This window comes from Pseudoxanthomonas sp. J31 (assembly GCF_000510725.1).
Taxonomy (GTDB): domain Bacteria; phylum Pseudomonadota; class Gammaproteobacteria; order Xanthomonadales; family Xanthomonadaceae; genus Pseudoxanthomonas.
On the sequence record NZ_AZNZ01000004.1, the window covers coordinates 70,327 to 94,884 of the forward strand.

At 72.6% G+C, this 24,558-nt stretch carries 24 protein-coding genes; 10 read left to right on the forward strand and 14 right to left on the reverse strand.

Translation table 11 applies throughout. The features are described 5' to 3' along the window. Positions 1–6 precede the first annotated feature (6 nt). From PSEJ31_RS0107665 to PSEJ31_RS0107685, 5 genes are all read right to left on the reverse strand, one after another. The gene (locus PSEJ31_RS0107665; protein ID WP_028915120.1) at positions 7–774 is read right to left on the reverse strand and encodes a LytTR family DNA-binding domain-containing protein; all 768 of its coding nucleotides are present in this window, start codon (positions 772–774) and stop codon (positions 7–9) included. Continuing rightward, entirely contained in the window at positions 767–2,056 is a 1,290-nt protein-coding gene (locus PSEJ31_RS0107670; protein WP_028915121.1) for a histidine kinase, read from the reverse strand. Before PSEJ31_RS0107670 ends, PSEJ31_RS0107665 begins: the two co-directional genes overlap by 8 nt. A gap of 169 nt (positions 2,057–2,225) precedes the next feature. Beyond that, complete coding sequence (locus PSEJ31_RS0107675) at positions 2,226–2,531, reverse strand: hypothetical protein (protein WP_037034778.1); 306 nt, start codon at positions 2,529–2,531, stop codon at positions 2,226–2,228. A 160-nt stretch (positions 2,532–2,691) separates the two neighbouring features. After that, entirely contained in the window at positions 2,692–3,894 is a 1,203-nt protein-coding gene (locus tag PSEJ31_RS0107680; RefSeq protein ID WP_028915123.1) for an NAD(P)/FAD-dependent oxidoreductase, read from the reverse strand. Next, positions 3,894–4,448: a YaeQ family protein gene (locus tag PSEJ31_RS0107685; RefSeq protein ID WP_019398299.1), complete on the reverse strand. Its 555-nt coding sequence runs from the start codon at positions 4,446–4,448 to the stop codon at positions 3,894–3,896. The genes PSEJ31_RS0107680 and PSEJ31_RS0107685 overlap by 1 nt, the downstream gene beginning before the upstream one ends. Before the next feature lie 113 nt (positions 4,449–4,561). Here PSEJ31_RS0107685 and PSEJ31_RS0107690 point away from each other — a divergent pair, with 113 nt between their 5' ends. After that, a complete protein-coding gene (locus tag PSEJ31_RS0107690; RefSeq protein WP_019398298.1) occupies positions 4,562–4,804 on the forward strand; it encodes a DUF3297 family protein in 243 nt (80 codons plus the stop codon). A gap of 14 nt (positions 4,805–4,818) precedes the next feature. Here the strand turns inward: PSEJ31_RS0107690 and PSEJ31_RS0107695 are convergent, their stop codons facing one another. Then, complete coding sequence (locus PSEJ31_RS0107695; protein ID WP_028915124.1) at positions 4,819–5,742, reverse strand: hypothetical protein; 924 nt, start codon at positions 5,740–5,742, stop codon at positions 4,819–4,821. A gap of 166 nt (positions 5,743–5,908) precedes the next feature. Here PSEJ31_RS0107695 and PSEJ31_RS0107700 point away from each other — a divergent pair, with 166 nt between their 5' ends. Then, positions 5,909–8,317 carry a PAS domain-containing sensor histidine kinase gene (locus tag PSEJ31_RS0107700; RefSeq protein WP_028915125.1) on the forward strand — a complete coding sequence of 803 codons (2,409 nt, stop codon included), beginning with the start codon at positions 5,909–5,911 and terminating at the stop codon, positions 8,315–8,317. 17 nt (positions 8,318–8,334) lie between these two features. Then, positions 8,335–8,712: a response regulator gene (locus PSEJ31_RS0107705; protein ID WP_028915126.1), complete on the forward strand. Its 378-nt coding sequence runs from the start codon at positions 8,335–8,337 to the stop codon at positions 8,710–8,712. 83 nt (positions 8,713–8,795) lie between these two features. Here the strand turns inward: PSEJ31_RS0107705 and fabV are convergent, their stop codons facing one another. Continuing rightward, entirely contained in the window at positions 8,796–9,998 is a 1,203-nt protein-coding gene (gene fabV / locus PSEJ31_RS0107710; protein ID WP_019399093.1) for an enoyl-ACP reductase FabV, read from the reverse strand. Between the two features lie 129 nt (positions 9,999–10,127). Then, positions 10,128–11,366: an MFS transporter gene (locus tag PSEJ31_RS0107715; protein WP_037034790.1), complete on the reverse strand. Its 1,239-nt coding sequence runs from the start codon at positions 11,364–11,366 to the stop codon at positions 10,128–10,130. Between the two features lie 206 nt (positions 11,367–11,572). On the opposite strand from PSEJ31_RS0107715, the gene PSEJ31_RS0107720 reads away from it, so the two are divergent. Beyond that, positions 11,573–11,761: a hypothetical protein gene (locus PSEJ31_RS0107720; RefSeq protein ID WP_019399091.1), complete on the forward strand. Its 189-nt coding sequence runs from the start codon at positions 11,573–11,575 to the stop codon at positions 11,759–11,761. Between the two features lie 13 nt (positions 11,762–11,774). Here PSEJ31_RS0107720 and PSEJ31_RS0107725 read toward each other — a convergent pair whose 3' ends face one another. Further along, positions 11,775–12,512, reverse strand: a complete 738-nt coding sequence (locus PSEJ31_RS0107725) for a DNA-formamidopyrimidine glycosylase family protein (RefSeq protein ID WP_019399090.1) — start codon at positions 12,510–12,512, stop codon at positions 11,775–11,777. Positions 12,513–12,602: 90 nt separating this feature from the next. On the opposite strand from PSEJ31_RS0107725, the gene PSEJ31_RS0107730 reads away from it, so the two are divergent. From PSEJ31_RS0107730 to PSEJ31_RS0107745, 4 genes are all read left to right on the forward strand, one after another. Then, positions 12,603–13,214 (forward strand): ACP phosphodiesterase, encoded by a 612-nt coding sequence (locus PSEJ31_RS0107730; RefSeq protein WP_028915128.1) that lies wholly within the window; start codon positions 12,603–12,605, stop codon positions 13,212–13,214. A 69-nt stretch (positions 13,215–13,283) separates the two neighbouring features. Further along, positions 13,284–14,966 (forward strand): alpha,alpha-trehalase TreA, encoded by a 1,683-nt coding sequence (gene treA / locus PSEJ31_RS0107735; RefSeq protein ID WP_037034793.1) that lies wholly within the window; start codon positions 13,284–13,286, stop codon positions 14,964–14,966. 7 nt (positions 14,967–14,973) lie between these two features. Continuing rightward, positions 14,974–15,630 carry a glutathione S-transferase family protein gene (locus PSEJ31_RS0107740; RefSeq protein ID WP_019399087.1) on the forward strand — a complete coding sequence of 219 codons (657 nt, stop codon included), beginning with the start codon at positions 14,974–14,976 and terminating at the stop codon, positions 15,628–15,630. Positions 15,631–15,721: 91 nt separating this feature from the next. Next, positions 15,722–18,211 carry a glycoside hydrolase family 9 protein gene (locus tag PSEJ31_RS0107745; RefSeq protein WP_019399086.1) on the forward strand — a complete coding sequence of 830 codons (2,490 nt, stop codon included), beginning with the start codon at positions 15,722–15,724 and terminating at the stop codon, positions 18,209–18,211. 64 nt (positions 18,212–18,275) lie between these two features. Here PSEJ31_RS0107745 and PSEJ31_RS0107750 read toward each other — a convergent pair whose 3' ends face one another. Further along, positions 18,276–20,939 (reverse strand): EAL domain-containing protein, encoded by a 2,664-nt coding sequence (locus PSEJ31_RS0107750; RefSeq protein WP_028915130.1) that lies wholly within the window; start codon positions 20,937–20,939, stop codon positions 18,276–18,278. 215 nt (positions 20,940–21,154) lie between these two features. Between PSEJ31_RS0107750 and PSEJ31_RS0107755 the strand changes: the two genes are divergently transcribed. After that, positions 21,155–21,991 (forward strand): MnmC family methyltransferase, encoded by an 837-nt coding sequence (locus PSEJ31_RS0107755; RefSeq protein ID WP_028915131.1) that lies wholly within the window; start codon positions 21,155–21,157, stop codon positions 21,989–21,991. A 1-nt stretch (position 21,992) separates the two neighbouring features. On the opposite strand, the gene PSEJ31_RS0107760 is transcribed toward PSEJ31_RS0107755, so the two are convergent. The 4 genes from PSEJ31_RS0107760 to PSEJ31_RS0107775 all read right to left on the reverse strand — a co-directional run bounded on the left by PSEJ31_RS0107760 (position 21,993) and on the right by PSEJ31_RS0107775 (position 24,105). Continuing rightward, positions 21,993–22,511 (reverse strand): nucleoside 2-deoxyribosyltransferase, encoded by a 519-nt coding sequence (locus PSEJ31_RS0107760; RefSeq protein WP_028915132.1) that lies wholly within the window; start codon positions 22,509–22,511, stop codon positions 21,993–21,995. Positions 22,512–22,611: 100 nt separating this feature from the next. Continuing rightward, positions 22,612–23,061, reverse strand: coding sequence for a universal stress protein (locus PSEJ31_RS0107765; RefSeq protein ID WP_028915133.1), 450 nt, complete (start codon positions 23,059–23,061; stop codon positions 22,612–22,614). A 100-nt stretch (positions 23,062–23,161) separates the two neighbouring features. Beyond that, complete coding sequence (locus PSEJ31_RS0107770) at positions 23,162–23,677, reverse strand: hypothetical protein (RefSeq protein WP_019399081.1); 516 nt, start codon at positions 23,675–23,677, stop codon at positions 23,162–23,164. A gap of 14 nt (positions 23,678–23,691) precedes the next feature. Continuing rightward, positions 23,692–24,105 carry a CBS domain-containing protein gene (locus tag PSEJ31_RS0107775; RefSeq protein ID WP_028915134.1) on the reverse strand — a complete coding sequence of 138 codons (414 nt, stop codon included), beginning with the start codon at positions 24,103–24,105 and terminating at the stop codon, positions 23,692–23,694. Between the two features lie 162 nt (positions 24,106–24,267). Between PSEJ31_RS0107775 and PSEJ31_RS0107780 the strand changes: the two genes are divergently transcribed. Further along, positions 24,268–24,540: a hypothetical protein gene (locus PSEJ31_RS0107780; protein WP_019399079.1), complete on the forward strand. Its 273-nt coding sequence runs from the start codon at positions 24,268–24,270 to the stop codon at positions 24,538–24,540. The last annotated feature ends 18 nt before the right edge of the window (positions 24,541–24,558 follow it).

Genomic DNA, 24,558 nt, shown 5'->3' on the forward strand with positions numbered 1-24,558 from the left:
GTGCGGCTACATGCCGCGGAACAGGGCCATGAACGGCGCGCTCACCGGCAAGGTCTCGCTGCGGTTGCGCAGGCGCAGCTGGCCCTTGCCGCTGTCGTCGCGCACCACCGACAGCACCGCCGCCAGGTTGACGATGGTGGAGCGGTGGATCTGGCGGAAGCGGTTGGGGTCCAGCACCACCAGCAGTTCCTTCAGCGGGGTGCGCAGCAGCGACTCGCCCTCGGCGGTCACCACCACGGTGTACTTGTTGTCGGCGCGGAAATAGGCCACGTCCTCGAGCATGATCAGCCGCGTTTCGCGCCCGCTGCTGGCGGTGATCCAGGCCAGCGGGGGCGGCGCCGAGGGCGGCGGCGGGCGCCGCGCCAGGTGCTGCAGCAGCGCGTCGAGGGTGGCCTGGTCGGGGCCGCCGCCGGCGCGCGCCTGCAGCCGCTGCACCGTGGCCTGCAACCGCTCGCGCGCGACCGGCTTGAGCAGGTAGTCGACCGCGCCCTTCTCGAAGGCCTCGATCGCGTACTGGTCGTAGGCGGTGACGAACACCACCTGGGTCCGCGGGCTGGACTGGGCCACCGCCGCGGCCACCTGGATCCCGGTCAGGCCCGGCATGCGGATGTCGAGGAAGGCCACCTCCGGCTGGTGCGCGGCGATGGCTTCCAGCGCGGCGGCGCCGTCCTCGCACTCGGCCACCACCCGCAGTTCCGGCCAGGCCGCCGCCAGCTCCTGCACCAGCGAGGCGCGCAGCAGCTCCTCGTCCTCGGCGACGATGCAGTCAGGCATGGCCGGCACCTCCGGGCTGGGCGAACGGGGGCAGCGGCGGCGGCGCGGCGGGCGCCTCCGGCGCCGGCACCGCGACGGTCGCGGCCACCCCGTTGGGGAAATTGGACACGATCGAGAACGAGGCGGCGTCGCCATAGGTCAGGCGCAGGCGCTCGCGCAGGTTCTTCAGGCCGATCCCGGTGCCGGCGCTGGCGCCGTTGCCGAAGCCGCACCCGTCGTCGGCCACGGTGATGGCCACCTGGTCGTCGGCCCGGCGCGCCAGGATCCACACCGTGCCGCCGCCGGGCTTGGGCTCCAGGCCGTGCTTGATCGCGTTCTCCACCAGGGTCTGCAGCATCATCGACGGCAGCGGCACCTGCTTGAGCGCGTCCGGCACCTCCACCTGCAACTGCAGGCGCGCGCCCATGCGGATCCTGAGGATCTCAAGGTAGGCGCGGGTGCGCTCCAGCTCCTCGCCCAGGGTGGACAGGGTGTCGTGCTCGCGCGGCAGGGAGTGGCGCAGGTACTGGATCAGGTGGCCCAGCATCTGCTCGGCGCGCGGCGGGTCGGTGCGCGCCAGCACCTGGGCGTTGGCCAGGGTGTTGTAGAGGAAGTGCGGCTCGACCTGGGCCTGCAGCAGGTTCAGGCGGGCCACGGTGAGCGCGTTGTCGGTGGCCTCGCGCTCGGCGCGCGCCCGCTCCTCGCGGCGCTGCGCCGCGACCTGGTGCGACAGCGCGCGCAGCAGGCTCTCGGCGTTCTCGTAGTTGCTGCCTTCGTCCAGCGCGAACAGGTCGACCCAGTGCGCCGCGTCCGGCTCGCACAGCACGGTCACGCCGACCGTGCCGCTGCCCGGGTGCACGGTCGCCAGCACCCGGTCGTGGGTGACGGCGAAGCGCGCCAGCAGGTTCCAGCGCGAGGGCCGGGCGCCGCCGAACGGGTCCGAGCGGCGCACCCGCGCGCGCAACTGCAGGCTGCCGCGCAGCGGCTCCATGTCCTCCACCCGCGGCAGCTGGCGGATCGCGTCGGCGACCAGGTCGAAGGCGGCCTCCGCGTCGAGCGGCAGCTCGATCCGCCGCTGCTGGCGGTTGGCCAGCACCGCCGCGTCCAGGCGCCCGGCGAGCAGGCGTACCCGGCGGATGTGGGTGATCACGCCCAGCACCGCCAGGCCGAAGGTCAGCAGCGCCAGCAGCCAGAAGACACCACCGACGCCGCCGAACATCCCGGCCCAGACGAAGCCGGCCACGAAGATGGCGACCCACCAGGCGAACAGGATGCGGAACGCGAGGAACAGGCTGGAGGACACGTGGGGCCCGCGGGCTGGAAGGATGCGGGCGAGGATAGCGGCCGCCGCCGGGAACGGAACCGGGGATGCGACGAAACCGGGAATCGGGCGACGAAACCGGGGGCGGCGGGCGCGCCGGGCACGCCGGCCGGCGGCATCCACGGCCGGGATGCGCGGCCGGCCTGCGCCTTCAGTCGGCGGTGGCGTCGCGGATGCGCTCCCAGACCTGGTCGAACACCTGGCTGGCCTCGGCCTCGCTGAGCAGGCTCATGGCCACGCTCTCGCGGCGCAGGAACAGCTCCAGGCGCTCGCCCGCGGCGGCGCGCGGGTGGTTGAGGTAGACGTCGTAGGCGGCGCACAGCACCGGCCAGTAGCGGGCGAAGCTGCGCATGGCCCGGGCCCGGGGCAGCGACTGGTAGCGCTGGCGCCAGTGGTCGCGTTCGCGGTCGATGTCGATCATGACCGCCTGGCGCGCCGGCGGTAGTGCCTGGGGCATTGTCGCGTTCCTGTTGCTGGCGCGTCCCGCGCGCCGGGCCTTCCCGTGGCCTTCGAGGTTTCCAGCCGCGCCGTCACCCGGCGGTGAAACCGCGCGCAGGAAATACGCGGGTGCTTGAACGTTTAAGCCGGCCGCCGCCGCCGGCGCGCGTTGCGCCCCCTCACGCCGCGGCCAGCGCCTGCCCGGCCGCGTGCCCGGACGCCCAGGCCCACTGGAAGTTGTAGCCGCCCAGCCAGCCGGTGACGTCCAGCACCTCGCCGACGAAATGCAGGCCCGGCACCTTGCGCGACTCCATGGTGCTGGAGGACACCTCGCGGGTGTCCACGCCGCCCAGGGTGACCTCGGCGGTGCGGTAGCCCTCGGTGCCGCTGGCCACCAGCGGCCAGGCCGACAGCACTTCGGCGGCCTTGCGCAGCTGCGGCACGTCGAGCTGGCGCATCGGCCGGTTCGGCAGCCACAGCTCGCACAGGCGCTGGGCGAAGCGCCGCGGCAGGGCCTCGGCCAGCACGGTCTTCAGCTCCGCGTCCGGGCGCTGCTTCTGCTGCGCCTGCAGCCATTCCAGGGCGTCGCGCCCGGGCAGCAGGTCCAGCAGCAGCTCGTCGCCCGGCTGCCAGTACGAGGAGATCTGCAGGATCGCCGGGCCGCTGACGCCGCGGTGGGTGAACAGCATGGCCTCGCGGAAGCTGCGGCCGTTGCAGCGTGCCTCCACCTCCAGGGCCACGCCGGACAGGTCGGCCAGCCGCTCCAGGTGGCGGCCGGACAGGGTCAGCGGCACCAGGCCGGCGCGGGTGGGCAGCACCGCGTGGCCGAAGCGCCGCGCCAGTTCGTAGCCGAAGCCGGTGGCGCCCATGCTCGGGATCGACAGCCCGCCGCTGGCCACCACCAGCGCCGGCGCGGCGAAGCGCCCCTGGGTGGTGCGCAGCAGGAAGCCGCCGCCATCGGGCTGCTCGACCGCCTCCACGCTGCACTGGGTCAGCAACTGCACGCCGCCGGCGGCACATTCGTCCAGCAGCATCCGCACGATCAGCTTGGAGGACACGTCGCAGAACAGCTGGCCAGGCGCCTTCTCGTGCCAGGCGATGCGGTGGCGGTCCACCATCTCGATGAACTGCCAGGGCGTGTAGCGCGCCAGCGCCGACTTGCAGAAGTGCGGGTTGGCGGAGAGGTAGTTGGCCGGGCTGGTGTTGGTGTTGGTGAAGTTGCAGCGCCCGCCGCCGGACATGAGGATCTTCTTGCCCGGCTTGTTGGCATGCTCGACCACCAGCACGCGCAGGCCGCGCTGGCCGGCGGTGAGCGCGCACATCAGCCCGGCGGCGCCGGCGCCGATGACGATGGCGTCGTAGCGGTCGGGCGCCGCGGCCATCAGCCTTCCCGTGCGCGCATCCGCGGCACCGGCTGCAGCACCGCCTCGGCGCCGCGCTCGTCCAGCACCCGCACCTCGCCGTCCTGCACCTGCACGTCAAGGCGCATGCCGCGCGCGTACATGGCCACCAGCGGTTCCAGCTGCGCCGGCGGCAGGTCGAGCACGTCCAGGTTGTGGTGGCGCGACAGCGCGCCCGCGTTGCGCTCCCACCACAGGTCGGCGGCGCGGCCGCCGTAGTTGAGCACCACCACCCGCGCGGCGCGGTTGCAGGCCTTGCGCACGCGCGACTCGTCCGGCTGGCCCAGCTCGATCCACAGCTGCACGTCGCCGGTGTAGTCGCGCAGCCACAGGTCCGGGTCCTCGTCCGTGCTCAGGCCGCGGCCGAACTCCAGCCGATCCTGCGCATGCAGGGCGAAGGCCAGCACCCGCACCATCAGCCGCTCCCCGGTCTCGGACGGATGCTGGGCCAGGGTCAGCGAATGGGCGGCGTAGTAGTGGCGGTCCATGTCGCTGATCTGCAGGTCCACGCGGACCACGGTGGCCTTGAGCGCCATGGCAAGTCTCCGGTGCGGCGGCGGGGGCGCCGCGGGAGGCGCATGATACGCGCCCCGCGGTATCCTTCACCCACCGCGCCGGCGGCTCCGGCACGCACGACAGCTTCCCGAAGATGACCGATACGCCTCCCGACCGCCTGGCCCTCGACCCGCGCAGCCCCTATTACGACGCCGAAGCGCTCAACCGCGGCGTGGGCGTGCGCTTCAACGGCGAGGAGCGCGACAACGTCGAGGAATACTCGGTGAGCGAGGGCTGGATCCGGGTGCAGGTGGGCCGCTCGCGCGACCGCCGCGGCAACCCGATGACGATCAAGATCAAGGGCGTGGTCGAGCCCTACTACCTGGCGCAAGGCTAGGCCGCGCCGCCGCCTCAGCCGCGGCAATCCTGCAGCTGCCGGCGCGCATGCCACAGCGCGCGCCGGCCCTGGTCCCAGGCGCTGTCGGCCGTGGACGGCAGCTGGTGCTGCGCGCGCACCGGGTCGGCGCCCCTGGCCATCGCGTGCTCCACCGCCTGCAGCCGGGCCAGCGCCTCGCGCAGCGGTTCCAGCAGCTTCTCCATGCGTTCGCGCGGGCAGCGCGGATGCTCGCGCTCCAGCTGCGCCACCTGCTCGCGCAGGCTGCGGCTGGCGCTGCCGTCCAGGCCCGGCGCGGGCTCGGCACTGATCGGCGCGGCGCGCCAGGCATCGCCGGTGGCCTCGCTGCCCAGGTCGGCCGGGCGTTCGTGGCGGGCCGGGTTGAACGCCACCTGCGGCGGTCGCCGTGCCTGCGCATGCTGGATCTCCTTGCCCAGCAGGGCCCGGGCGATCTTGCCCTGGGCGCGGGCGATGGCCTGCCCGGCCACGTCGGCGATGTCGCCGTCGCTGATCCAGTCGTCGCCGAAGCGGGTGCCGCGGTAGTCCACCGGATTGGGGGGCTGCAGCGGGTCCTGTCCGGGTACCGGCACCCGCGCCACCGTGCCCTCGGGCAGGTGGATGCGGCCATCGGCGTCGTACAGGTCGATCTGCCGGGCAGGCGCGGCGCCGGAGGCCGGTACAGGTGCGGCGGGCTGCCGCGGCCCGGTCGCGGTCGTGCCCGCGGCCGACTGCGGGCCCGGCCTCGCGGCGTCCTGCGGCGGCAGGGACGGCAGCACCGCGCGCGGGACGAGGCGCAGCTGCAGCCGCTCCAGCGGCGCCCCCGGCTCCAGCCGCGGCCGCGCGCTCCACAGCAGCAGCCACGCGCCCAGCGCCAGCAGCGCCGCGGTCAGTACCGCGGCCACGGCATGGGGCAGCAGCTGCCTGGCGGGGGACTCGTGCAAGCGGGAAGGAATGCGGGCGGGGACAGCAGCAGACCGTGCGCGCGGCCGCCGGTTCCCCGGCCGGCGCGCCCGCTCAGCCACCGGTCGGACAGGCCGGGCGCGTGATCACGCGGCCCACGCGCGATATGCCAGCATCCGTCCCACCCTCCCCTGCCCCGCGCGCGCGATGCCCCTCGAGCAGCTCCTGGTCCCCGGCACCGAATTCCTGCGCGACGGGGGCCACGTGGCCCACCGGGTGGCGATGCACGACTGGTCCGCGCATCCGCTGGGCCCGCCGCAGTCCTGGCCGACCGAACTGAAGACCTCGCTGTCGATGATGCTCGGCTCGCGCTTCGCCATGTGCCTGGGCTGGGGCCCGGACCTGTTGCTGTTCTACAACGACGCCTACGTCCCGGTGCTGGGGGTCAAGGAGCCCACCGCCCTGGGCCGGCCGCTGCGCGAGGTCTGGCACGAGCTATGGGACGACGTGCGCGGGATGGCGGAGATGGCCATGTCCGGCACCGCCACCTGGGTCGAGGACATGTACCTGCGCATGGAGCGCAATGGCGTGCCCGAGGACACCTGGTGGACCTTCACCTACAGCCCGGTGCGCCAGGCCGACGGCCGGGTCGTGGCCATGCTCTGCATCACCCACGAGACCACCCGGCGGGTGCTGACCCAGCGCCGGCTGGCCGACGAACGCGCACGCCTGGCGCGCATGTTCGACCAGGCGCCGGCGTTCATGGCCATGCTGCGCGGGCCGGAGCACCGCTTCGAGTTCGCCAATGCCGCCTACCTGCGCCTGGTCGGGCGCGACGACCTGGTCGGCCGCACCGTGGCCGAGGCGCTGCCGGAGGTGGTGCGCCAGGGCTGGATGCCGGTGCTGGACGAGGTCTACCGCAGCGGCCGCCCGCACGCCGAGCAGGACGCACGCTTCGTCGCCGAACCGGAGCACGGCGCGCCGCAGGAGCACTACCTGGACTTCGTGTTCCAGCCGTTCACCGACCAGGACGGCAGCATCGGCGGGCTGGTGCTGGTGGGCATGGACAACACCCGCCGCACCCGCACCGAGCAGGCGCTGCGCCGGCGCGAGGCCGAGCTGGAACAGCTCAACCGCGAACTCGAGCAGCGGGTGGCCGAGCACGCCCACGAACGCTCGCTCAACTGGCAGGTCACCCCCGACATGCTGGGCGTGTTCGACCGCGACGGCATCCTCGAGCGCAGCAACCCGGCCTGGCAGCAGGTACTGGGCTGGAGCCACGAGGAGCTGGCCGCGCGGCCGATGCGCGAGCTGCTGCACCCGGGCGACCGCGGGGCGGCGGCCGCGGCATGCCAGCGCCTGCACGCCGGCGAACCCCTGCTGGGCTTCGAGTGCCGCATGCGCGCACGCGACGGCAGCTACCGCACGCTGTCGTGGGTGGCCACGCCGCAGGGCGGCAAGTTCTACTGCAGCGCGCGCGATGTCACCGCGCACCGCGCCGCGGTGGCGGCGCTGGCCGAGTCGCAGGCGCAGCTGCGCAACCTGTTCGAGACCAGCTTCCAGCTGCAGGGCATGTGCGCCCTCGACGGCACCCTGCTGGACGCCAACCAGGCCGCGCTGGCGATGATCGGCGCCAGCCGCGAGGACGTGGTCGGGCGGACGTTCTGGGACACCCCCTGGTTCGCCGGCACCCCGGGCATGCCGGAGCGGATCCGCGCCGGCGTGCTGCGCGCGGCCGCCGGCGAGCCGGTGCACGACGAGCTGGAACTGGTGCTGCCCGACGGCCGCCGCGTGCTGGAGCTTTCGCTGCGCCCGTTCCGCGGCGCCGACGGGCGGATCACCGCGGTGGTGCAGGAGGCGATCGACATCACCGAGCGGCGCATCGCCGAGGAAGCCCTGCGCCAGTCGCAGAAGCTGGAGGCGATGGGCCAGCTCACCGGCGGCGTGGCGCACGACTTCAACAACCTGCTGGCGCCGATCATGGCCGCGCTGGAACTGGCGGCCGACCCGGCCGCCAACCCGGAGCGGCGCGCGCGCACCATCGCCGTGGCGCGGCAGTCCACGGAGCGCGCGGCGATGCTGGTGCAGCGCCTGCTGGCGTTCGCGCGCAAGCAGCCGCTGCAGACCGTGGTGGTGGACGTGTGCGCGCTGCTGGAAGGGATCGGCGCGCTGATGCGCTCCAGCTTCGATCCGCGGGTGCGGATCCAGGTCCGCGCCGGGGCCGATACCCCGCCGGCACGCGCGGACTGGAACCAGCTGGAGATGGCCCTGCTCAACCTCGGCGTGAACGCCCGCGACGCCATGCCCGAGGGCGGCACCCTGACCCTGTCCGCGCGCAGCGCCGAGGTGCCCGGTCCCGGTGCGCCGCGCGCCCTGCCGGCCGGGCGCTACGCGGTGATCACCGTCGCCGATACCGGCGCGGGCATGGACGAGGCCACCCGCGCGCGGGCGATCGAGCCGTTCTTCTCCACCAAGGGCGTGGGCAAGGGTACCGGCCTGGGCCTGTCGATGGCGCACGGCCTGGCCCTGCAGCTGGGCGGCTGCCTTCACATCGACAGCGCACCCGGCAAAGGCACCATGGTCGAGCTTTGGCTGCCGTCCGCCGGCGAGCCGTGACCCTGAGGGAGATCCCCGTGGCAACCGCGCCACCGAACCCGCCGCGCATCGCCCTGGTCGTCGACGACGAACCGGGCGTGCGCATGTGCACCGCCGACGTCCTGCTGGACATGGGCTACGAGGTGGTGGAGGCCGGCTCGGCCGAGGAAGCCCTGTCCGAACTGGACCGCGGCCTGCGTCCCACCCTGGTGGTCACCGACCACCTGATGCCGGGCATGTCCGGCGCCGACCTGGCGCGCGAGGTGGTCGGCCGCAACCCCGGCACGCCGGTGATCGTGGTTTCCGGCTACACCAACGTGGAGCTGGATCCATCGCTGGTGCGGCTGTCCAAGCCGTTCCGGCTCAGCGACCTGCGCGAGTGTGTCGTCGCCGCTACCGCGGCGCGGGATTCGTGATTCGGGATTCGTGATTCGGCCGCCAGGCGCATGCGGCCGGCGCTGGGGCCGGCCGCATGCGATGCCAGGTCGATGCGAGCCTGTTACTCGGCCAGGTCGATGACGTCGAAGGCGGCCACGGGGTCGACCTCGGCGTCGTAGTCCACGTCCTCGCGCTCGAAGCCGAACAGCTTCAGGAAGTCGCGCTTGTAGCTGGCGTAGTCGGTGATCTGGAACAGGTTCTCGGTGGTGACCTGCGGCCACAGGTCGCGGCAGGCCTGCTGCACGTCGTCGCGCAGCTCGCGGTCGTCCAGGCGCAGGCGGTTGGACTCGTCGGCCGGCGGCGGGTTGTCGCTGTACAGGTGCTCGCGGAAGGTGCGCTCCAGCTGCTCGATCGGGCCCTCGTGCAGGCCCTTGTCCTTCATGATCCGGTAGACGATGGCGATGTACAGCGGCATCACCGGGATCGCGGCGCTGGCCTGGGTGACCACCGACTTGAGCACGGCCACGTTGGCCGAACCGCCCGTCGGCTTCAGCCTGGCGTCGATGGCGTGGGCGGCGCGGTCCAGGTCCTCCTTGGCCTTGCCCAGGGCGCCATGCCAGTAGATCGGCCAGGTGATCTCGGTGCCGATGTAGCTGAAGGCCACGGTCTTGGCGTTAGGCGCCAGCACGCCGGCCTTGGACAGGGCGTCGATCCACAGCTCCCAGTCCTCGCCACCCATCACCTTCACGGTGTCGGCGACTTCCTGCTCGGTGGCCGGCTCGACCGTGGCCTCGATCACCTGGTCGCGGTTGGTGTCCACCGCGGTGGCCTTGTACGGCTGGCCGATCGGCTTGAGCGCCGAGCGCTTGAGCTCGCCGGTATCCGGCAGGCGGCGCACGGGCGAGGCCAGCGAGTACACGACCAGGTCGACCGGGCCGCCCATCTCGCCGATCAGCTCGATGGCCTTGGCGCGGACCTCGTCGGAGAAGGCGTCGCCGTTGATCGAGCGGCTCCACAGGCCGGCGGCCTTGGCCTGGCGGTCGAACTCGGCGGAGTTGTACCAGCCCGGGTTGCCCGGCTTCTTCTCGGTGCCGGGCTTCTCGAAGAACACGCCCAGGGTGGCGGCGCCGTAGCCGAAGGCGGCGGTGATACGCGCGGCCAGGCCGTAGCCGGTGGAGGCGCCGATCACCAGCACCCGCTTCGGCCCGCCCTCGCGCTTGCCCTGGGACTGCACGTAGCGGATCTGGTCCTGCACGTTCTTCGCGCACCCTTCGGGGTGGGCGGTGGTGCAGATGAAGCCTCGGACTTTGGGATGGATGACCACGCGGACTCTCTCTGAAGCGGAAAGGGACGCGGGCGCGCGGGCGCCGCGGAAGCGCCACAGTCTAAGTGGTCCGGCCGGAAAACGACCCTCCCGGGGCGTATGGAGCGCGCCATCGCGGCGCGGCGCGGCTCAGGCAGCCGGGCAGCAGGCCTCGGCGCGCAGGCGCCGGGCGCGGGTGCGCGCGGCCCACAGGTACAGGCCGATGCCGGCCACCGCGGGGATGGCGCCGACCGGGCCGGTGGAGGTCCAGCCGAAGCCGGCGCTGATCGCCATGCCGCCCAGCAGCGGGCCCAGGGCATTGGCGGCGTTGAACGCGGCATGGTGCGAGGCGGCGGCCAGGGTCTGCGCCTCGCCGGCCACGTCCATCAGGTGCGACTGCAGGATCGGGCCCAGCGCGCCCATCGCGCCAATGCACACGGTGGCCAGCAGCAGGCTCCACGGCGCCTGTGCCGCCAGCGGGAACAGCAGCAGCATCACCAGCGCCCAGCCCAGCACCACCGGCACCGCGCGGAAGCGCAGGCGGTCGAACAGCCAGCCGCCGACCATGTTGCCGATCAGGCCGCCCAGGCCGAAGCCGGCCACGCCCACCGGGATCCACGCCGGGGCCACGCCGGTCACCTGCACCATGGTCGGCGCCAGGTAGCTGAAGACGCTGAACATGCCGGCGAAGCCGATCGCGCCAATCAGCAGGCCCTGCCACACCGGCAGGCGGTTGAACGCGCGCAGTTCGTCCAGCACCCGGGTGCGCGGGGCCTTGCCGTTGGCCGGCAGGTAGAGCGCCAGCAGGGTCAGGGTGGCCAGCGACACCAGGGCGACGAAGGCGTAGGTCCAGCGCCAGCTGGCCAGCTGGCCCATCCAGGTCGCCAGCGGGGTGCCCAGCAGGATCGCCAGGGTCAGGCCCAGCATGCTCAGGCTGACCGCGCGCCCGCGCGCCTCCGGCGGGGTGATCGCCACCGCGGTCAGCGCCGCCACGCCGAAGTAGGCGCCGTGCGGCAGGCCGGCGATGAAGCGGAACAGCATCAGGCTCAGGTAGTCCGGGCCCAGCGCGGTGGCCAGGTTGCCGGCGGCGTAGAACGCCATCAGCGCCAGCAGCAGGGCCTTGCGCGACAGCCGCCCGCCAAGGATCGCCAGCAGTGGCGCGCCGACCACCACGCCCAGGGCGTAGGCGCTGATCAGGTGCCCGACCTGCGGCTCGCTGACGCCCAGCTCGGCGACCATGTTGGGCATCAGGCCCATGCTGGCGAACTCGCTGGTGCCAATGGCGAAACCGCCCAGGCTCAGGCCGGTGAGGATCAGGGCGCGCTGGCGCGGACCCACGGCAAGCGCCGGGGCGCCCGGGGAGGCGTCGGGGATCGGGGAGACGGACATGGGCGGCATTATGCTGCATCGCACAATGCGATGCAGCCGGGCAGGCGACAGCCGCATCACGCCGGCCGGCCTACGTTCAGCCATGCCGGGCCTCCGGCCCGCGGGCGCCGGCGCTCCGGGCTTGACCGCGATCAATGCCGCCCCCGCCCGCCGGGCCGAGGATCGGGCCATGGCGGTGGACCACCGCCGTCACGGGAGAGACGGTCATGGACATTTCGCTGATGGGCCTGGGGCATGCGCTGCTGCTGTTCGCCCTGCCGGCGGCGCTGGTGGGCGTGGGCAAGCTGGTCTCGCCGGGGCACCGCGGCTTCGAGCGCGGCTGGTGCGGGGTACTGTTCATCGCCCTGTGCGCGGCAGTCGCGGCGCAGGCGGTGCTGTCGCGGGTCGCGCTCTGAGCGCTGCCACGGCTCAGGCATACAGCCGCTGGCAGCGGCTGCACCAGAACGCACGCCGGCGCGCCAGGCCCAGCTCCTTGCGGTAGCTCAGTTCGGTGCCGTCGCGCGGGCAGGTCTTCTTCGCGTGCACCTGCCAGTGCTTGCGCAGCACGAAGGCCTTCTTCCATTCGAGGAAATCGAAGCTGTACTGCCGCGCCTCGGCCACCAGCTGGCCCAGCTTGCGCGGCGGCAGCGCGCCGATCCGACTTTCCGGATGCACGCGGATGCGGTGCAGCACCTCGTTCTTGATGATGTTGCCGACCCCGGCGAACACGTCCTGGTCCAGCAACGCGTCGGCCGCCAGCGCGTCCGGCCGCGCGCGCAGCTTGCGCCGCGCCGCCGCCGGATCCCAGGCGTCGTTCATCACGTCGGCGCTCCAGTCGTAGACCTCGTCCAGCGGCTGCTCGATGAAGCGCACCGAACAGGCATAGAAGTTCAGTTCCCTGCCGCCGGTGAACTCCAGGCCCAGCCGCGCCGGCGTGGCCTTGCGCTCGTCGATGCGGTAGCTGCCGAACAGCATGAAGTGGATGCGCACGGCAAAGCCGTCGAACTCCATCAGGAAGTGCTTGCCCCAGCTGTGCAGCGCCACCAGGCGCTTTCCCGCAAGGCGCTGGATCGGCTCGCGGCTGTTGCCATGCACGGCCCGCACCTTGCGTCCGGCAAAGCCCGCGGCGGCTTCCCTGAGGATGACGATGGAAGGGCCTTCGGGCATGGCTGGCAGTATCGCGGCCAGCGGTGAGGCGGGCGTCAACCATGGCCTGCGTACAGCTTCGCGGCGGCGGCGCATGCGAAAATCGCCGCGATGAACTACCTCGCCCACACCTACCTGGCCGCCCCGGATCCGGAGGCGATGCTGGGCGCGCTGCTGGGCGACTTCGTGTTCGGCCTGGCCGCACTGGCCGACTACAGTCCGGTGGAGCGGCGCGAGATCCTGGTCCACCGCCGCGTCGACCGCTACACCGACGACCATCCCGTGGTCGCCGGGGCGCGGGCGCTGTTTGCGCCCGGCCTGCGCCGCTATGCGGGCATCGCCCTGGACGTGTACTACGACCACCTGCTGGCGCGCGACTGGACGCGGCATTCGGGCGAGCCGCTGGACCGCTACACCGCGCGCTTCTACGACCACCTGCTGGCGCAGCGCGCGCGCCTGCCGGAACGGCTGCAGGGCCTGGCTCCGCGGATCGCCGCCCACGACTGGCTGGGCTCGTACCGGCGCCGCGAAAGCGTGGACCTGGCGGTGACCCGCATCGCCACGCGCCTTTCGCGCAATGGCGAGCGCCTGGTCGCGTGCCTGGACGACCTGCGCCGGCACGAAGAGGCGATCGCCGCCGGATTCGAGGTGTTCTTCCCGCAGCTGGAGGCCTATACGGTGCAGGCACGCGCATCGGTGGTGGAGGCCGCGGACGTAGCCTGAGGGCAGCCTTGCCGCTTCCATCGCGTCGCCGGTGCGAACATCGCCCGGTCACGCGTCCCGGAGGCCGCCATGCCACGCCATCCCGTCCGCCGCTTGCTGTTCGTGCTGCCCCTGCTGCTTGGCGCCTGCGCGGCGCGCCCGCCCCTCGCCGGCCAGCCCGCCACGCCGGCAGCCACTGCCGCGGAGGACGCGCGCAGCGTGCGCACGCCGGACCAGGCCTGGCCGGCGGTATTCGCCGCGGTGCAGGAAGCGCGCCTGTTCGCGGACCAGAAGTACTTCGTGGACGCCGTGCCGCGCAGCGACCCGGCGACGATCGAGGCCGCGTTCGCGCAGCAGCGCGGCCTGCCCGGCTTCGACCTGCGCCGCTTCGTGGACGGGCATTTCGTGCTGCCGGACGAGGGCGCCGCCACCGACATCCCCAAGCGCGACAGCCTGCGCGCGCATATCGATGCGCTGTGGCCGCTGCTGACCCGGCGCAGCCCGGCGCCGCGGCCGCATGACAGCCTGCTGCAATTGCCGCATCCCTACGTGGTCCCGGGTGGCCGCTTCCGCGAGGTCTATTACTGGGATTCGTACTTCACCATGCTCGGCCTGGCGGAGAGCGGACAGCACGCGCTGGTGCGGCAGATGCTCGACAACTTCGCCCACCTGATCGACGCCTGGGGCCATGTCCCCAACGGCAACCGCAGCTACTACCTCAGCCGCTCGCAGCCGCCGTTCTTCTCGCACATGGTGATGCTGCAGGCAAAGCTCGAGCCGGCCGCGCCGGTACGCTACCTGCCGCAGCTGCGGCGCGAGCACGCGTTCTGGATGGATGGCGCCGAGGGCCTGCGGCCGGGGCAGGCCCATCGCCGCGTGGTGCGGCTGGCCGACGGTAGCCTGCTCAACCGCTACTGGGACGACCGCGACAGCCCGCGCCCGGAATCCTACGTGCAGGACCGCCAGACCGCGGCCGCGTCCACCCGCCCGGCCGGCGAGGTCTACCGCGAGCTGCGCGCCGGCGCCGAAAGCGGCTGGGATTTCTCCAGCCGCTGGCTGGACGATCCGATGCGGCTGGACACAATCCACGTCACCACGCGCGTGCCGGTGGACCTCAACAGCCTGCTGCACCACCTGGAAACGACCATCGCCCTGGCCTGCGGACAGGCCGGCGACCAGGCCTGCGCACGCGACTACCAGGCCCGCGCAGGCGAGCGCGCCGCCGCCATCGAACGCCACCTGTGGCAGGCGGACGGCTACTACGGCGACCTGGACCTGCGCGACGGCCAGGTCCGCGCCCAGCCCACCGCCGCGGCGCTGTTCCCGCTGCACGCCGGCATCGCCTCGCCGGAGCGGGCGCGCAGTACCGCGGCCATGGTGCGCGCGCGGCTGCTGAAGCCGGGCGGCCTGGTGACCACCACCATCGACAGCGGCCAGCAGTGGGACGCGCCCAACGTGTGGGCGCCGCTGCAGTGGATCGCGGTCGACGGCCTGCGCCGCTACGGCGAGGACGCGCTGGCGCGCGACATCGCCGCCGGCTTCCTCGGCAACGTCAGGACCCTGTTCGGGCGCGAGCACAAGCTGGTGGAGAAGTACGACGCCGACGGCGCGCTGCAGGGCGGTGGCGGCGGCGAGTACCCGTTGCAGGACGGCTTCGGCTGGACCAATGGCGTGGCCCTGGCGTTGCTGGCGCTTTACCCGCAGCTGGAACGCGAGCCGGTGTCGAATCCCGCCGCGCCCGCGCGTCGCAGCGAGGACTCCACCACCCGCTGAGGCCACGATGAGCCTTGCCCTGTACGCGCACCCGTTCTCCTCCTACTGCCAGAAGGTGCTGGTGGCGCTGTACGAGAACCAGGTCCGGTTCGAGTACCGCCACCTGGAGGCGCCGGGGAACATGGACGCGCTGCGCGCGCGCTGGCCGATCGGCCGCTTCCCGCTGCTGGTGGACGGGGAACGCAGCCTTCCGGAGGCCAGTGCCATCATCGAGTACCTGCACCTGCGCCACCCCGGCCCGGTCCCGCTGCTGCCAGGCGATCCCCTGCAGGCACTGGAGGTGCGGTTTCTGGACCGCTTCTTCGACAACTACGTGTCCACGCCGCAACAGAAGGTGGTGCTCGACGCACTGCGCCCGGAAGGCCAGCGCGATCCGCAGGGCGTGGCCGAGGCGCGGCGCCTGCTGGAGACCAGCTACGCCTGGCTGGAGCGGCATCTTGCCGATGGCCGCACCTGGGCCGCGGGCGCGCACTTCAGCCTGGCCGACTGCGGCGCCGCCCCGTTCCTGTTCTATGCCGACTGGACCCAGCCGATCCCGCCCGGATGCACGCGGGTGCAGGCCTACCGCGCACGGCTGCTGGCCCGGCCGTCCATGCGCCGCGCCGTCGACGAGGCGCGGCCGTACCGGCATTACTTCCCGCTCGGTGCGCCGGACCGCGACTGAAGCTGGATGCCGCGGCTTGCTGCACCGCAGCTGGGTTAGCCCGTGACCCGATGTTAGCGTTCACATCGAAATCCGAGGGGAGCCCAACGCAATGTCGCCACGCCGCAGTCCGCGATCCATCCGCGCCCGTTCCGTCCTTGCCGCTGCCCTGCTGGCGGCGCTGCCGCCGGCCCTGGCCGAGCCGCTGCGCCTGACCGAGCAGGAGTACTTCAGCCGCCCCGGCCTGGACGTGCTGGTGTTCAACAACTACTACGACGGCCTGTTCTCCGACGCCAAGCACGCCGGCGTGGAGCTGATCCACCACGGCGTGCGCACCGCCACCAACGGCGACGTGCGCCTCTCGCCCACGCCCGAGCAGTGGGATCCGGTGGCGCAGCTGGTCGAGCGCAAGGTCGATCCGCGCACCGGCACCGTCACCACCCGCCTGGCCTATCCGAAGGAAAACTTCGAATACAGCATCCAGGTCTCGCCGCAGGGCGAGGGCGTGCGCGTGCAGGTGCTGCTGGACAAGCCGCTGCCGAAGTCGCTGCAGGGCCGCGCCGGGTTCAACCTGGAGTTCCTGCCCTCGGCCTATTTCGGCAAGTCCTGGGTGGCCGCCGGCGAGGGCGAGCGCAGCGGCCAGTTTCCGCGCTACCCGACCGGCCCCACCGGGCGCGACGCCGGGGGCAAGCCGGTGCGCCTGCCGATCACCACCGGCAAGCGCCTGGTGCTGGCGCCGGAGGACCCGCAGCGCCGGGTGACCATCGAAAGCCGCAGTGGCGAACTGGGCCTGTACGACGGCCGCAACCAGGCGCAGAACGGCTGGTTCGTGGTGCGCACCCTGCTGCCGGCCGGCAAGCGCGGCGCGGTGCTGGACTGGAGCGTGGAAGGCCACACCCTGCCGGGCTGGACCCGCGATCCGGTGATCGGCCACTCGCAGGTGGGCTACCACCCGGCGCAGCGCAAGGTCGCGGTGCTGGAAACCGATCCGCGCGCGGCGGCGCCGGGCCCGGCGCGGCTGCTGCGGATCGGCGCGGACGGCAGCCAGAGCGAGGTGCTCGCGGCCACGCCGGCCCCGTGGGGCCGCTACCTGCGCTACCAGTACTACACCTTCGACTTCTCCTCCGTGCGCGAGCCGGGCCTGTACGTGATCGAGGCCGCCGGCCAGCGCACCCACGCCTTCCGCATCGCCGAGGACGTCTACGCCGAGGCCTGGCATCCGACCCTGGACGTGTTCTTCCCGGTGCAGATGGACCACATGTTCGTCAACGAGGCCTACCGGGTCTGGCACGGCCGTCCGCACATGGACGACGCCCGCCAGGTGGCGCCCAACCACGAGCACTTCGACCTGTTCGGCCAGGGTCCGGAGCTGGATTCGCCGTTCCAGCCCGGCGAGCACATCCCCGGCCTGAACTACGGCGGCTGGTTCGACGCCGGCGACTTCGACATCCGCACCCAGACCCACTACGCCACCGTGCTGTCGATGGTCGATACCTGGGAGCGCTTCCGCCCCGAGCGCGACGAAACCAGCATCGACCAGCAGCGCAAGCACGTGGAGATCCACGTGCCGGACGGCAAGCCCGACCTGCTGCAGCAGATCGAGCACGGGACCCTGGCCCTCATCGCCCAGCACCGGGTGTTCGGCCATGCCATCCCCGGCATCGTCGAACCGGACCTGGGCCAGTACACCCACCTGGGCGACGCCTCGACCAAGACCGACGGCAAGGTCCACGACCCCAACGACCCGGATTCGCCGGCCGACGACCGCTGGGCCTTCACCACCGCCACCACCGCGCTCAACTACGGCTCGGCCGCCGCCCTGGCCGCGGCCAGCCGCGCCCTGCGCGGCTACAACGACGCCCTGGCCGAGGAGTGCCTGGAGACCGCGCGCAAGGCGTGGGACTTCGAGCAGTCGCGCGAGCCGAACCTGTTCCGGGTGGGCAACACCACCGGCGGGCATCCGGACGACGAGCAGCTGCGCGCGGCCGCGCAGCTGCTGCTGAGCACCGGCGATGCGAAGTACGCCGAGGCGATCCGCGCGCTGTGGCCTTCGGTCGGCGGCGAGCGCTTCGGCTTCAACATCCCGGCGCTGCTGGCCGCGCTGCCGAAGATGGACGACGCCTTCCGCGCCCAGGTGCGGGCGCGCGCCGAGCGCCTGCGCGAGGAGTTCGCGCCGATGCTGGGCGAGAACCCGTACGGGGTGCCGATCACCCGCGGTGGCTGGGCCGGCAACGGCGCAGTGGTCGGCGTGGCGATCGCCAACTACCACCTGCACAAGGCCTTCCCGGACCTGTTCGACGCCGAGCCCACGCTGCGCGGCCTGGACTACCTCTACGGCACCCATCCGGACTCGAACATCTCCTTCGTGTCCGCGGTCGGCGCGCGCTCCAAGGAGGTGGCCTACGGCAACAACCGCGCCGACTTCAGCTTCATCGCCGGCGGCGTGGTGCCCGGCGTGCTCGTGCTCAAGCCGGACTTCCCGGAGAACAAGGAGGACTGGCCGTTCTTCTGGGGCCAGAACGAGTACGTGATCGACCTGGCGGCCAACTACATCTTCCTGGTGCACGCGGCCCAGGACGTGCTGCAGGCCCGCAAGCCCTGAGCCCGGGCGGGCGGCGCCGGCCAGGCGCCGCCCGCCCGCACCCGGCCGCGGTGCACGACGCGGCTCAGCGCGGCGGCGGCACCGGATCGCGCTGGAACACCACCCGGTCCGGGCAATGCAGGGCGAAGCCCTGGGCCAGGTCCACGCCGCGCTCGCGCAGCAGCGGCAGCATGCGCGGGTCGTCCACCCACTCGGCGACCACCCGCAGCCCCCGCTGGTGGCCGATCTGGGCGATGGCGCTGACGATGATGCGGCTGACCGGGTCGCTGTCCAGGTCGCGGATGAAGCTGCCGTCGATCTTGATGATGTCCACCGGCAGGTTCTTGAGGTAGCCGAAGGAGGACATGCCGGCGCCGAAGTCGTCCAGCGCGATGCGGCAGCCGGCCGCGCGCAGGCGCTCGATCACCGGCACCACCCGGCGCAGGTTGCGCACCGCCACCGTCTCGGTGATCTCCAGGCACACCCGCCGCGGCTGCACCGCGTACTCGGTGATGCAGCCGAGGATGTAGTCGGCCAGGCCCGGGTCCTCGAGGCTGGCGCCGGAGAGGTTGATGGCGAAGGCGCGCAGCCCGGCGCCGCGCGGGTGCAGGCGGTCGGCATTGGCCAGCGCGTTGCGGATCACCCAGCGGTCGATCGCCGGCATCAGGCCATAGCGCTCGGCCGCCGGCAGGAACGCCCCGGGCATGACCACGTTGCCGTCCTCGTCGCGCAGGCGCAGCAGCAGCTCCACCCGCGGCGCGTGGTCGCCCGGCTCCGGGTCCAGCGGCACCACTTCCTGGTAGTCCAGCAGCAGGCGGTCCTCCTCCAGCGCGCGGCGCAGGCGCGTGGCCCATTCCATCTCGCCCTGGCGGCGGGTGGTGTCCACGTCCTCGCGGTACAGCTGCACCCGGTTGCGGCCGTTTTCCTTGGCCTGGTAACAGGCGCTGTCGGCCCAGGCGAGGATGTCCTTGAGGGTGGCGCCGGGGCGGTCGGCCACGACCACGCCGATGCTGGCGCTGACCGTGTAGCTGCGGCCCTCCCAGGGGAACACCACGTCCTCGATGCAGTGGCGCATGCGCTCGGCCAGCGCGCGCGCCTGCATCGGCCCGGTGGCCGGGGCCAGCAGCCCGAACTCGTCGCCGCCCAGCCGCGCCAGCAGGTCCTGCGGCCGCAGCTGGCTGCGCATGGCCTGCACCAGTTCCACCAGCAGCTGGTCGCCGGCCATGTGCCCGGACAGGTCGTTGACCAGCTTGAACTGGTCCAGGTCGATGTACAGCACGGCGAAGCTGGCCGACGGGTCGGCCTCCAGCCCGGCCAGCGCCTTCTGCAGGCGGCGTTCGAACTCGCGCCGGTTGTACAGCCCGGTCAGCTCGTCGTGCGCGGCCTGGTAGCCCAGCCGCTCGGTGAGCTTGCGTTGCTCGCTGACGTCGTTGGCCACCATCAGCACGTGCGGCACGCCATCCACCTCCACCGGCGCCAGCGAGGCGTGCGCCCAGAACGGCTCGCCCTGGGCGGGCACCATCAGCGCCTCGCGCCCGCTCCAGTCGCCGCCGGCCGCGGCCACCCGCAGCGCCTCGCGGCCCAGCGCCGGGTCGGCGAACAGCGAGGGCAGCAGCTGCCCGATCACCGCGCCCAGCTGGCGGCGCGCGGCCTGGTTGGCGTAGCTGATGTGGCCGTCGCGCGCGTCCACCAGCAGCACCAGCGCCGGCAGCAGCTCGTTCAGGGCGCGGAAGCGGGCCTCGCTCTCGCCGAAGCGCTCGCCCATGCGCCGGCCCATCTCCACCGCGCGGCGGCGGGTGTTGGCCAGGGTCCACAGCAGCAGCGCCAGCAGCAGGCTGATCACGGTGCCGGTCAGCGCCACCATGGCCACGCTGGAGTAGCTGGTCTTGCCCGCGCGCGGCCACAGCAGCAGCTGCCAGCGGCGGCCGCCGAACTCGACCAGCCGCACCTGGGCATCGGCCGGCGGTTGCAGGCCCGGCTCGGAGGCGTGGATCAGGCCGTCGTCGTCCGGCATGTCCAGGTCGCGCAGCTCCACGTGCATGTATTCCAGGACCCGCCCCTCCAGCGCGCCCAGCACGGTCGGCGCCAGGCGCAGGCTGATCGCCAGCGCGCCGAGCTCGCGCTCGCGGCGCTCGGCCACCGTCAGCGGCGCGCGGCCGGGGCTGTACACCGGCAGGCGCACGGTCACGCCCAGCGCCGGCTCGCCCTCGCGCCCCCGGTACTGCATCAGCGGGAACGGCGCGGACATGGCCACCGTGTCGGTGTCGCGCGCGCGCTCCAGCGCCTGCAGGTTGGCCTGCTGGCTGGCGCTGTCGAAGCCCAGCAGCATCTCGTTGCCGGCCAGCGGGGTGACCAGCTCGTAGGGATAGGACGGGCCGGGATGGCGGCGCGCGAACGCGGTCACCACGTGCCCGGGCATGCGCTCGTTGGCGCGCAGGTTCTCCTGGTAGCGGTCGAAGATGGCCTGGTCGACGTGGTCGCTGCCCAGGAACACGGTCTGCATGGCGCGCAGCGCCTGCGCCGCCAGCTCGAGGTCCGAAGCCAGCCGTTCCTGCGCCGAACGGCCCATGGCCCGGTGCATGGCGCGGGCCTCGGACTGCACCGCCACCAGCTCGCGGCGGGCGGCCTCGGCCGTGCACAGCAGCCCGGCCAGCAGCACCAGCAGCGCCCAGGTCCGCGGCGCCAGCCGCGAGGCCCGGAGGCTCTCGGCTTCGCTGGATGGAGCCGGCGTGGGATCCTGCATCGTCATCCGTGCATTCCTGCATGGCCAGTGGAGAACAACGGGGCGAAACCGCCCGGATCCCGGACCATGCCTCCTCCCGGCGGCATGGCCGGCCATCGTCGTCTATCGGCCCCCTGCGCCCATTCTTGACCGGAACCGGGGGGCAACGCACGCCGCGCCGGGCTGCGACGCAGACAGGCAGGGGGTACGATGCCCCGCCCTGCCCGCCGTCCCCTTCGCCCATGCCCCACGCCCCGCTGCTCACCCTCGACGTCGCCCGGGCGCTGGAACGGGCGCGCGCGGCCGGCGCGGCAACCTGCGAGGCCTCGCTGGACCTGGGCCGCAGCCGCGCCGTGGTCGCGCTGGCCGCGGAAGCCTGGAGCTGGAATGGCAGCCAGTACCCGTACCCGGGCAAGCTGCGCGACCGCACCATCTACCACTTCGACGGCCAGGACTGGGAACCGGCCGCGCGCTACGCCGGCTCGCTGATCAAGCTGGTGCCCACGCCCTGGGGCCCGCCGACCTTCGAGATCGACGGCATCAAGATGCTGCCCACCGCGAAGGAATCGCCACTGGAGGACGCGCGGCGCAAGGTGGCCCTGGTGCAGCCGCGCGGGCGCACCGTGCTGGATACCTGCGGCGGCCTCGGCTACTTCGCCGCCTGCTGCCTGGAGGCCGGGGTTGCGCGCATCGTCTCGTTCGAGAAGAACGAGAGCGTGCTGTGGCTGCGCACCCTCAACCCGTGGTCGCCGGACCCGGATGGCGCCGAGGCCGGCGGCCGCCTGGAGCTCAACCACGGCGACGTGTCGCAGGCCATCGCCGGCCTGCCGGACGCCTCGTTCGATGCGCTGCTGCACGACCCGCCGCGCTTCGGCATCGCCGGCGAGCTGTACTCGCAGGAGTTCTACGGCCAGCTGGCGCGGGTACTGCGCCGCGGCGGCCGCCTGTTCCACTACACCGGCAGCCCCAACCGCCTCACCAGCGGCCGCGACGTGCCGCGCGAGGTCGCCCGGCGCCTGGACAAGGCCGGCTTCCGCGCCGAGCCGGCGCTGGACGGGGTCCTGGCGGTGCGCCGCTGACTCAGCCGCCACGCAGGTGCGCGGCCAGCCAGGCCAGGGCCGCCTCCGCATCGCCGACCACCAGCGGCGCCGGCACCGAGAGCATCAGGTTCAGTGGCAGGCCGAACTCCTCGATGTTCCAGCCATGCGCGTCGAGCAGGCCGTCGGCACCGATCGCCTGCGGATGGCGCAGGCGGATGCGCTGGGCCAGGCTGCCGTGCTCGGGGATGTAGTCGTAAACCGGCTTGCCCCTGGCCACCGCGTAGCCGACCTCGAAGCAGGTGCCGCTGTCCGGTTCCGGGCCGCGGAAGAAGTCCAGGTTGGCCAGCACCGCGTCGACGCGCCCGATCAGGGCGATGTTGTTGCGGTAGATCCAGGCCGCTTGCGCCGCCGGATCGGTGATCTCCGCCGGCACTTCCTGGTCCAGCGGGAACAGTCCCTCGAAGCCGTGGCGCGCGCACAGCGCCTTCAGCTGCCGCCCGCGCTCGGCGGCATCGGGGCGGAACACGTCGGGGCCGGCAAGGTAGAGCGAACGGATCATCGGAAAAAAAGCGCGCGCCACCGGGGCGCGCGAAATCCGGAGGTTGGCACGCCGCCCCGGCCGAGGGGTGGAGAAAACCGGGGCGGCGTGCCGCTGCAGGTCACTGCACCGGCGGGCGGTACACCAGCACCGGAATGTCGGAATGGGTCAGCACCTTGGCGGTGACGCTGCCCAGCACCAGCGCCTTGATGCCGCGGCGGCCATGGGAAGCCATCGCCACCAGGTCGCAGCCGCGCTCGCGTGCGGTCTGGATGATGGCCTCGTGCGGGTCGTCGGCGCTCAGCGAAACGGCGTCGTGTTCGACGCCGGCGGCCTTGGCCAGCTCGGTGGCGCGCGCCATGCGCCGGTCGGCTTCCTCGCGCGCGTACTTCTCGTAGGCATCGCGGGTGGCGGCCACCTGCTCGGGCTCGTAGGCCACCACCTGGAACGGCTCGATCACGGTCAGCACCGTGATCCGTGCGCCCAGCCTCTTCGCCAGCCTGAGCGCCTGTTCCAGCGCGCTGTCGGACAGCGGCGAACCATCGGTCGGAACCAGGATATGCGTGTACATGGCACTGCCTCCTTCCCTAGGGTGGAGGCATTCTCGGCCCGCGCCGCGGGCATGGCCTTGATCCGGATCAAGCCGCGCCTTGCCGTTGCGTGTTGCGGATTCAGGAAGCGCGGCCGTCCTGCACGCCGAGCACGGTTCCGCCCTGGGCATCGGTCTGGCAGGTCCAGGCGCTGCGCAGTTCCTGGCGCTGGACCCTCACCTCCACGCCGGCCTGGGTGCGCGCGGTGCCGGTGACGACCAGCTCGGCGGCCGGGGTGCCGGAGACGCGGGCCACTTCCTCCACGCAGGCGCGCTGCGCGGCCGGGTAGCGGTCCAGCGCGGACTGGCCGGCCTCCGTGCCTGCACCGGCTCCAGCGCCCGCTGCGGCGGGGGACGCGGCCCCGGCCGTACCGCCGTCGTCCATCGCATTGCCGCCGGTATCCATGCCGGTCGGCGCACCGGTGCCGGGGGTGTCGGCCATGGGCGGGTCGGCGGCATTGCCTGCCGCGGCGGCGGTGTCCGTGGGGCTGTCCTGCAGGGTGCCGCCCTGGGTAGTCCCGGGTCCGGCATCGCGATCGCAGGCGCACAGGCACAGCGTGGCCACCAGGGCCGCGGCGAGGATCCGCTCGTGCTGCATGGGACTCTCCCGTTTCAGTGCGGACGCGCCACGCCGCGCAGCAGTTCCTGCGAGGCCTGCTGGTCGTGGCTGTAGGCGAAATTGGCCAGCGAGACGATGCCGACCAGGCGCATGTCGCGGTTGAGTACCGGCAGGCGCCGCTTCTCCAGCCCGGCCATGTTGGCCGCGACTTCGTCGACGTCCTCGTCGTCGAAGCAGTACTTCACTCCAGCGGTCATCACCTCGCGCACGCTGCTGTCCGGGTCCAAGCCCTCGCCGATGCCGCGCAGGACGATGTCGCGGTCGGTGACGATGCCGACCAGGCGGTCGTCCTCGCCCACCGGCAGGCAGCCGACATCACGCCGGGCCATCTCGCGCGCGGCTTCGCGCAGCGTGGTGGCGGGCGATACGACGCACACATCGCGGCTCATGACGTCGCCGATACGCATGGCACTCTCCTGGGCTGGGATGGAACCTGCGATGCTCCGCCGGCGCTGATTAACCTGCCGGCAAGAAACTGGCATGGTTCCCGTTAACCCGTCGCTGCCGGCGCCTGCGCCACGTGCCGCAAACTGACACCACCGTGACGGGGCGCGGCCGAAGATGCAGCCATGGAAAACAGGTCCGCCATCGACGCCGAGCTGCAACGGCTGGAAAAGCTGATTCCGGAGCTCAAGGCCCAGGGCGACGAGGCCGCTGCGCTGGACCGCTTCGCCGAGGCTTCCGCGCCGCTCACCCGCAATGCCCCGCCCGAGCACGAGGCCTACATCACCCGGCGCCTGCAATGCATGCTGGTGCAGGCCGGCCTGGTCGCCGGAGCGCCGGAAGGCGAACCCTGCGAAGGTGGCGAGGACGCCGCGCCGCCGGAGGCGCCACGCGGATAAGGTTCGGGATCGGGATTC

Coding starts and splice junctions, on each gene's coding strand:
- PSEJ31_RS0107665 (WP_028915120.1), bottom strand. CDS start 774: ATGCCTGACTGCATCGTCGCCGAGGACGAGGAGCTGCTGCGCGCCTCG.
- PSEJ31_RS0107675 (WP_037034778.1), bottom strand. CDS start 2,531: ATGCCCCAGGCACTACCGCCGGCGCGCCAGGCGGTCATGATCGACATC.
- PSEJ31_RS0107680 (WP_028915123.1), bottom strand. CDS start 3,894: ATGGCCGCGGCGCCCGACCGCTACGACGCCATCGTCATCGGCGCCGGC.
- PSEJ31_RS0107685 (WP_019398299.1), bottom strand. CDS start 4,448: ATGGCGCTCAAGGCCACCGTGGTCCGCGTGGACCTGCAGATCAGCGAC.
- PSEJ31_RS0107690 (WP_019398298.1), top strand. CDS start 4,562: ATGACCGATACGCCTCCCGACCGCCTGGCCCTCGACCCGCGCAGCCCC.
- PSEJ31_RS0107700 (WP_028915125.1), top strand. CDS start 5,909: ATGCCCCTCGAGCAGCTCCTGGTCCCCGGCACCGAATTCCTGCGCGAC.
- PSEJ31_RS0107715 (WP_037034790.1), bottom strand. CDS start 11,366: ATGTCCGTCTCCCCGATCCCCGACGCCTCCCCGGGCGCCCCGGCGCTT.
- PSEJ31_RS0107720 (WP_019399091.1), top strand. CDS start 11,573: ATGGACATTTCGCTGATGGGCCTGGGGCATGCGCTGCTGCTGTTCGCC.
- PSEJ31_RS0107725 (WP_019399090.1), bottom strand. CDS start 12,512: ATGCCCGAAGGCCCTTCCATCGTCATCCTCAGGGAAGCCGCCGCGGGC.
- PSEJ31_RS0107730 (WP_028915128.1), top strand. CDS start 12,603: ATGAACTACCTCGCCCACACCTACCTGGCCGCCCCGGATCCGGAGGCG.
- treA (WP_037034793.1), top strand. CDS start 13,284: ATGCCACGCCATCCCGTCCGCCGCTTGCTGTTCGTGCTGCCCCTGCTG.
- PSEJ31_RS0107740 (WP_019399087.1), top strand. CDS start 14,974: ATGAGCCTTGCCCTGTACGCGCACCCGTTCTCCTCCTACTGCCAGAAG.
- PSEJ31_RS0107745 (WP_019399086.1), top strand. CDS start 15,722: ATGTCGCCACGCCGCAGTCCGCGATCCATCCGCGCCCGTTCCGTCCTT.
- PSEJ31_RS0107750 (WP_028915130.1), bottom strand. CDS start 20,939: ATGACGATGCAGGATCCCACGCCGGCTCCATCCAGCGAAGCCGAGAGC.
- PSEJ31_RS0107755 (WP_028915131.1), top strand. CDS start 21,155: ATGCCCCACGCCCCGCTGCTCACCCTCGACGTCGCCCGGGCGCTGGAA.
- PSEJ31_RS0107760 (WP_028915132.1), bottom strand. CDS start 22,511: ATGATCCGTTCGCTCTACCTTGCCGGCCCCGACGTGTTCCGCCCCGAT.
- PSEJ31_RS0107765 (WP_028915133.1), bottom strand. CDS start 23,061: ATGTACACGCATATCCTGGTTCCGACCGATGGTTCGCCGCTGTCCGAC.
- PSEJ31_RS0107770 (WP_019399081.1), bottom strand. CDS start 23,677: ATGCAGCACGAGCGGATCCTCGCCGCGGCCCTGGTGGCCACGCTGTGC.
- PSEJ31_RS0107775 (WP_028915134.1), bottom strand. CDS start 24,105: ATGCGTATCGGCGACGTCATGAGCCGCGATGTGTGCGTCGTATCGCCC.
- PSEJ31_RS0107780 (WP_019399079.1), top strand. CDS start 24,268: ATGGAAAACAGGTCCGCCATCGACGCCGAGCTGCAACGGCTGGAAAAG.